Origin of the sequence: Microcystis sp. M061S2 (genome assembly GCF_020245605.1) — a bacterium.
Classification (GTDB): domain Bacteria; phylum Cyanobacteriota; class Cyanobacteriia; order Cyanobacteriales; family Microcystaceae; genus Microcystis.
Window position 1 is genome coordinate 93,620 of record NZ_JADBUP010000078.1, and the last position, 7,881, is coordinate 101,500.

The 7,881-nt window shown below is 41.0% G+C and carries 7 protein-coding genes; all 7 read right to left on the reverse strand.

Features of this window, described 5'->3' with window-relative positions; translation table 11 throughout:
• Nucleotides 1-300: 300 nt before the first annotated feature.
• On the reverse strand, nucleotides 301-2,013 hold the full coding sequence (locus tag IM475_RS14255; protein ID WP_287660340.1) for a glycosyltransferase family protein: 1,713 nt from the start codon (nucleotides 2,011-2,013) through the stop codon (nucleotides 301-303).
• Between the two features lie 33 nt (nucleotides 2,014-2,046).
• Nucleotides 2,047-2,979: a glycosyltransferase family 2 protein gene (locus IM475_RS14260; RefSeq protein ID WP_287660339.1), complete on the reverse strand. Its 933-nt coding sequence runs from the start codon at nucleotides 2,977-2,979 to the stop codon at nucleotides 2,047-2,049.
• Nucleotides 2,976-3,401 carry a GtrA family protein gene (locus IM475_RS14265; RefSeq protein WP_287660338.1) on the reverse strand — a complete coding sequence of 142 codons (426 nt, stop codon included), beginning with the start codon at nucleotides 3,399-3,401 and terminating at the stop codon, nucleotides 2,976-2,978. Before IM475_RS14265 ends, IM475_RS14260 begins: the two co-directional genes overlap by 4 nt.
• 59 nt (nucleotides 3,402-3,460) lie before the next feature.
• Nucleotides 3,461-4,525 (reverse strand): AroB-related putative sugar phosphate phospholyase (cyclizing), encoded by a 1,065-nt coding sequence (locus tag IM475_RS14270; RefSeq protein WP_287727990.1) that lies wholly within the window; start codon nucleotides 4,523-4,525, stop codon nucleotides 3,461-3,463.
• 25 nt (nucleotides 4,526-4,550) lie between these two features.
• Nucleotides 4,551-5,234, reverse strand: coding sequence for an SDR family NAD(P)-dependent oxidoreductase (locus IM475_RS14275; protein ID WP_287660336.1), 684 nt, complete (start codon nucleotides 5,232-5,234; stop codon nucleotides 4,551-4,553).
• Nucleotides 5,209-6,033, reverse strand: a complete 825-nt coding sequence (locus tag IM475_RS14280; RefSeq protein ID WP_004163421.1) for an aldolase/citrate lyase family protein — start codon at nucleotides 6,031-6,033, stop codon at nucleotides 5,209-5,211. The genes IM475_RS14275 and IM475_RS14280 overlap by 26 nt, the downstream gene beginning before the upstream one ends.
• Before the next feature lie 56 nt (nucleotides 6,034-6,089).
• Nucleotides 6,090-7,881 (reverse strand): thiamine pyrophosphate-binding protein (locus tag IM475_RS14285; protein WP_287727991.1); only part of this gene is annotated, 1,792 nt, incomplete at its 5' end.

Here is a 7,881-nt window from a genome sequence, read left to right on the forward strand (position 1 = left end):
CTTATGCAACCTACAGGGTTATAAGGAATGAAACTCTTATAGAGAAAGACATTTGGCGATTTTTGTTAATTGTTTTCGATCTAGAGCGAACTAATCAATTAAATCTCTTGCCAGATAAGGATTTAGTCGATTTATGCCCCCTGATCGAATCATACCAAGTAACGAAGAGCCAGAAACGAAGATAATAAAAGTGACTATTACCGATATTCTGTAAATAATTGACAAAGATTGAACACTTGCCAAGTTACTAAGTAGCCACCACCGTAAATCAATTTGATTATTCACCATTTTTTCACTACTCTATTTTCTCACATAAATCCGAATGCCCTCAACTTCATTCACCATACGATAGTTATTTTCAATCACATTGGCGATTTCGGGATAGGCATCGTGACGATAAATCTTCTTCTCGCCAGCCATCGCATCGACAAAAACCTTTGATTTTGACTTTAATAGATCGTCGGCGAAGAGTTTTAGATAATAAGCCTCATCGGGATTATTATAAAGCGCCCGTTCCATCGCACTGCCTCTGACTCCCTGATACAGTCCAGTCTCGATATATAGATCATTCCTCTTGCCCCAGACCGCGATTGAATCAGTTGGTGAAGCGTATTGCAAGATTGTCCGCACGAGGGGAGTTTGATAATCCTGAAGATATTTTTGGCGTTGAGAGAGATAGGGGTGTTCGCTTTTGATCAAGTTATAGCTCTGTAGGAGGCTGGCCGCAATCATCAATAGCAATATCAAAAACTTTATCTGTTTATAAAAAGCATTATTCTCCGACAATTTAAAAATTTCTCCGATTACCACACCGATCAAAAAACCACAGGGGAAGACAAGAAAAAGAAGATAATGCGGGAAAAGATTACCGGGGCGAACTACGACATAAATAGAAACTACTACGATAAATAGGCTGTAGAAGAAGAAGATAAAAGTATTTGTAAACAATAGCTTTCGCCGCACCATACTTTCCCTAAAAAACAAAATCGTTGCGGCGATGAGAAAAATCGAGGTAATTTGAAATAGTGAACTTGAGTTTAATCGTTTACTACTAGCCATTGATATAAATTGGCTGAACTTTTCCCCGAAGGTTAGGTTCGATAGATTGGCATAAAATAAAAAATTCTGGAGGATATAGCTTCTCCAGAAATCCCCAAACGTTGAAAAAAGAATTAAAAAAAAGAGATTGATGGCAGAAAACAGCAATAAGCCCAATGCGAGCGTAGCTAAACTTTTGAGAAATTGTCGGAGACTTTCTTTTCTGGTCCAAAGTATGTGAGCGAAAATTAAAGTGATTGCCAGCGCAACGGGAAGACCTTGCATTTTTGCGTAGGGCATCATTCCGATAACTGCACCAAAGATAAAAACCATGCGATCGCTAAACTTGCGGGTGTAAACGTAGCAGGTAATCCAAAGAGCAGTACTTAAAATAGCGATCGGGAAATGTTCGCTGCTATAGTGAACAAAGTTACTATGGACTGCCAAGGAGAAAAATAAAACAACCGGGATAGTCGCAATACGGGCGACTCGATTATCGTATAAATATTTAAGCGAGTAATAAAAAAAGATAACGGACAGAATCACTAAAAATAAGCCGATAAGTCGAGCGCTGGCGTAATCGATGCGAATATTCAATAGTCTAGGAATAGTCAGGGGTATAATATTCAGCGGACCCGATGTACCAGTATCAACCGAACGCCAGAAAGCCGGCTCCTTAACCAGTGTCATCGCGGCGGCAATGAATTGATTTTCATCCGAATTAATAGAGGGAGCGAGTAAAACTGGCCAACGACCAGCGAGAATCGCTAACCCCGTCCACGCTAAAAAAACAGGTTCCGAGAAAACCCGCAAGACAAATCTACTAATCTTCGACTCGTTGAAGATTGTAGGAGAAAGTGCTAGAACGACAAATATGAATAATACAATGGTTAGACTTATCCTATATAGATTAGGTAATCCAGATTGGTTTTCTATTGTATTTAATAAAGATAAGCGTAAGTCAAAATTTTCCATGATGAATCAGGGCATTGGTTCGACAGTTATAGATTAATAAAAGTTAATCCGTTCTCGTTCGACAACTAAAGGCCTTTTTAAAATTCTCATGTGCATTAATCCGATATATTCACCGATAATACCGATAAAAAATAATTGCACCGAAGCGAGTAAAAATAGTCCGATCATGATTGGTGCGGTTCCTAAAGGAAAATAATCCCAGAACAACAATTTGGCGATTAAATAACCTAACGCCACTACCAGACTCAAGAGGGACAAAGCAAAGCCTAACATGGTGGCCAGTCTGAGGGGAACTTGGGAGTGACTGGTAATACCCAGCATCGCCTCGCTATAGTATCGATAGAAGTTGTAACTACTAATACCCCGTTTTCGCCGTTGTTGTTGATACTCAAAAGAGAAACTTTCAAAACCCAACTCTTCAATGAGTCCCCTAAAATAGGGATAGGGATCGTTAATCTCTCGTAGAACATTGATGACTTTCTGATCGTATAACCCGAAACCTGTAAAATTTCTAGTAACTCTTATATCTGAAAGATTATCCATTAAATAATAAAAAATTTGTCTGGCAAAATAGAAAAAAGCTCCTTCTTTCATCGGAGTTTTAACCGCTTTAACAACGTTATAGCCTTCTTCCCACTTCTTGACAAATTCTAGGATTAATTCGGGAGGATCTTGCAGATCTGCCACAATAGGAATAACCGCATCTCCATAACACTGAAGAATCCCATAGTAACCAGAACGAACAGGACCAAAATTTCTAGCATTAACGATGACTTTTACCCTGGGGTCTTTTTGAGCAATTTTTTTTAATTCATCTACAGTTTTATCTTGGGAAGCGTTATCGATAAAAAGATGTTCATACTCATAGTTAGGTAACTGATTAAAGACTTCTTTAACTCGCAGGTAAAGGTCTTCAATATTTCCTTCTTCATTATAACAAGGAGTCATAATCGTAATTTTTTTCATTGTGATCCTTCTCTAAAAACAAATAATTTCATTAAAATAAAAGAGATGACAGCCAAAGGAAAAACTAAGATAGCACCAGCGATTAACATCTTAGTTTTTTGCTCGATGCCAATATCAATAGCATCAACAATTCTCAGGGCCTCAACGTTCAACAAGAAAGTCACCACATAAACTAAGACAAAACGAAACATCAATTTGTTGTTTTTGCTGCCAAAAACCAGTCTTCCCGTGGTTTGAAAGTTAAATAAAACTCCCAGAATAGTGGCCAGCAGGACAGCGTACTTATAATTCAGTCCTATCAGTATAAGACTACCATATAAAAAATAACTAAACAGGGTATTTAGTGCGCCAACTAGCAAGAAACGGACAAATTTATATTTTTTAATCAGGTTAACCAATCTATGCTTTTTGATCAGATACATTTTCTTAGTTCATTCCCCCACAAGTTATTAATTATTGATTAGATTATTGTTGCCAAATTTTAACAGATAACTGTCAAAAATTCCTTGAGTAGAGGTCTCACTTGATTCTCTAACTCTAGCGAAACCTTCTCCATTTTACCTTCTCCTCGTGTTAGGATGCAGTTAATTGATCTTCCAGTATTTTTCTTGTCCAGTTTAATTGCTCCTAAAATAAGCTCTAAAATATTGGAGGTTAACTCTTGGTTATAAGGCTCATAATAAGGTTTCAAAAACTCTTGCAAATTCTCAAAATATCCCGATTCTACCATTCCTAGTCTTTCGGAAAAGAAGGTAGCCGTAAGCACCCCTAAAGTTACAGCAATTCCATGGGGAATTTTATAGTTAGTGGCCGATTCATAAGCGTGTCCAAAAGTATGCCCATAATTTAAAATATTTCTAATTCCCTTGTCAAACTCATCCCGCTCAATGTAACGTTTCTTGATATTTAGAGCATCTAAAATTAGATTTTGAATCTCTAAAAAATCTGCCGATAGTTTTTGAAGATTAATTTTCATTTGTTGAACTTCAGATTCACCAGCCAGTAAATTTAGCTTGATAATTTCCCCCAACCCAGAGCGAATTTCATCAGAGGGTAAGGTCTTCAATACAGAAAAAACGAGAATAATCTCATGGGGGGGATAAAATGTCCCGATTTGGTTTTTGAAGTTTTGAATATTGATGGAGCTTTTACTGCCAATACAACTATCACATTGAGCTAATAAGGTAGTAGGAATTAATATCCATTTAATCCCCCTAAATAAAACGGAAGCTATAAAACAGCCAATATCTTGAATGACTCCACCTCCAATTACTAGCAAGGTACAGTCTTTCCTAAAACCTAATTCCAAGAGGTTTAAAAAAATTGGTGTGAGTCGTTCAAAAGATTTTTGTTCCTCCGTAGCCTCTATTTTTAGGAGAGGGCGATCAGACAAAACTTCTTCTATTGGCTGTGAGTACAGGTGAAAAACGTTACTATCAACTAAAGTAAAAACGGTCTTGTCTTTAACAGCTTGTGTTAAAGCATCTTTTAAGCCTTCCTTGACTTCAACACAGTAGGGGTGAAATTGACTTTGGATTTCTAGCATAACTCAAAGACCTTAAAATCAGGGTTTATTTACAGGTGAAGCCGCCATCAATCACTAGATTTTGTCCGGTGAGATAGGTATTTTCTTCCGAACACAAAAAAATAACTAGCTTGGCAATTTCATGGGGTTGGGCAAGACGTTGTAAGGGAATGGTAGCAGTAATTGCCGCTAACTGTTCAGGGGAATTATTGACAAAGGTTAACTCGGTTTCCACATATCCCGGACAAACCGCGTTTACGAGAATACCATAGGGAGCCAATTCCACTGCCGCAGTCCGGGTCAAACCGTTTAACCCTGCTTTAGTTGCCGAGTAAGCAGAGCGGTTTTCTCTGGTGACTAAACTAAAGATAGAGCTTATATTGACTATCCTTCCCCACTTTTGGGCTTTCATATAGGGAGAGAACCCTCTAATTAGGGCCATGGGGGCAGTCAAATTCACCTGAAGCATAATTTGCCAGTCCTCATCTTTGACATGGGTAAGTTCATTGAGAAGATTAATCCCAGCATTATTGATGATTATGTCAAACCCCGTCCCCTGCTCGGAAGCGATATAAGCGGCAATGGACTCCATGCGGGAAAGATCCAAGACATCCCGTGTTGGGGCAATTACTTCAACGCCTTGGTCTTCCAATAATGAGGCCATGGCGGACCCAAGTCCGCGAGAACCTCCAGTAATCAAGGCTTTATGATGCTTTGTTAGATTTACCATAGAGTAATTTATTAATTGAACTGCGGTAGCGTTCTTCCATCATTTCTAAGCGACTATCATCTTCTCGATGAATTGCCCCATAGTAATTCTTTTTATTCTTCAGCCACATAAGCTCAAACTCAACCGCCTTCAAAAAAGCCTCCTCCGGGTTATTGATGGCTTCCGGACAACGGAAGACAACCTTTCGGGTTTCAAAGCGATCAAGATGTCCTTCAGGAAAGGCTTTAAAGAAAGGTAATGAATGAACGGAAACCCCACCGCCTACAACCACCTTTAACCCCGCTGATTTCGCTTTTTCAGCAATTTTCAAGGCAATATCTAGGACTTGATCGCTATTAATATCTTCACGAGTCAATCCCATAGAACCAGACAAGTCAACTCGCCCAATCACCACCCCACTTAAAGACTTGATTTCGGGCAAGGATAACATTTCATCAAAGTTTTTGAAAGCTGTAATCGTTTCTAAGTTAATCAGAAATTCTACATCTTGTTTTTGATCACTGCTAAAGCCAATATTGATCGCATTCAGGTATTTTTTCAAGGCGTAGGCCGTTTCTACCATGGGAGCAATTACCCGTTCAGCCCCTAAGCTAGTAGCATCAAACATATCCTTGATGGCCTCACAGCCACCAATTTTTAAGTTTAAACCCAAGCCGGCTGTAAGACTAACCTCTTTGAGGCGCATTGCTTCTTCCATGCGGGTGCCTTCCGCTTCAAATTCGGCCTTGACTCCACAAACGTTATAGTTCTCCTTTAATTCCAATAAAAGTTCCACCATTCGTTTTTCCATCGAGTTCATAGTTTTTCTGCTCCTTGGTTAGCTAGTTTTAAGTTTGAACTTGAAAGGAGTATAACCTATTCAGTCAAGGGCGCAACAATCATATTACTCATAAACTCATCCCGATCTAGGAAGGGGGATAAATCTTCTAAGGGAGAAGATACCATGCGCCCATCATCCAAGCGACGAGAAGACAACTTAGGAGCAAAGGGTTGATTGAGGTCAAGAAACACCTCGCAGATCTGAGAACCTTCCCCGGCAAGGGTTTCTTGAATAGCTTCCCGCATAGTTGAATGTTCTCGGCAAAGTCGGTAAGGAATCCCATAGGCCGCCGCTAACTTTTCAAAACTGGGAAAGGTCACGCCACTTTCCGGTCCACAACCGACAATATTATCGGCAAAGAAATTCTGCTGAGTTTGACGAATCGAGTGATAGCCTTGATTATTGAGGACAAAAATCTTGATAGGCAGTTGATATCCCACCAGGGTTTGTAATTCTTGTAGGTTTAATTGAATGCTGCCATCTCCCGCAATACAAATCACTCGCCGCTTACCACTGGCAATACAGGCCCCGATCGCCGCCGGTAGATCGTATCCCATGGAGGCACAACCAGAGTTAGTATAGAGGCGCTGTCCCTCTTTGATTGATGCCGCTTGAAATGTCGTCACACAAGCAGTTCCATCACCGGTCACGACTATTTCTCCCGGGGGGAGTTCCTTAAAGAGTGCTTGAGCAAAGCAATAAGGGTTAACTGCTCCTTGTGTTAGCCAATATTCGGGTAAGACAGTGGGATATTTTTCCTTACGACGCAAACACCAGTCTAGCCACTGTTGATGGTGTTGTGTTGGCTCAACTTGATGTTGCAGTAAATGCGCCAAGAAGTCGGCTACATCAGCATGAACAGGTAGATCCGGCTTGAGCGTTGGCTTTTTCAGTTCTGATTCGTCAATATCCACGATAATCTTATAGGCTTCCCGGGCAAAATTTTCCCAGTTATAGCTCACCTGGCGGATGTTGAGCCGGCAACCTAAAACTAATAAGAAATCAGCATTTTGGACGGCAAAATTACCAGGGCGATCGCCGACCGTGCCGGGCCTACCAATATAGTAAGGATGATCGTTCCAGATCAGATCGTGAGCGTTCCAAGCTGTAACTACGGGGATTTTCCAAGTATTCACTAAGCGCAGGAAGTCTTCATAAGCCCTCCCTAAACGAATTCCCGATCCAGCGTAGATAACCGGGCGTTCGGCGGTTTTCAGTCGGTTGATAACTTGTTCACAGGTGGCCGCTAGATTGGTAGTAGTATAGTTGATGGCATCTTCTTTAGGGTCGTAGCCCGGTAGAGATGTGGGATCAATCTTAGCTCCTTGAACATTCATCGGGATATCCAACCAGCAAGGACCGGGACGGCCAGATTGAGCCAGATGTAACGCTCTTTCGAGATGGTAGCGAATTGACTGGGGCTCTGTCACCATCACCGCGTATTTAGTGATCGGTTCCACCAATTTAACAATGTCAATTTCCTGATCTCCCAATTGTCTGAGGGGTAAGTCTGTACTTCTGACCACGGTTTCCCATTTCACCTGTCCGGAAATAACGATCATGCCGATGGAATCTGTCCACGCTCCATAGACTCCGGTAATGGCATTGGTTCCCCCCGGTCCTGTGGTTACATTCAGGGCGGCCAGGCGATTGGTTAACCGATAGTAGCTTTCGGCCGCCATAGCACAAGCTTGTTCGTGGTGGCAACAGGTGTAGGATAGTCCTGGACAGCGCCCGAAAGCATCATTCAGGTGCATCGCCCCACCACCAGTCAGCAAGAAAACATCATGGATGCCATGTTCTACAAGGGTTTGGGCGATATAGTCG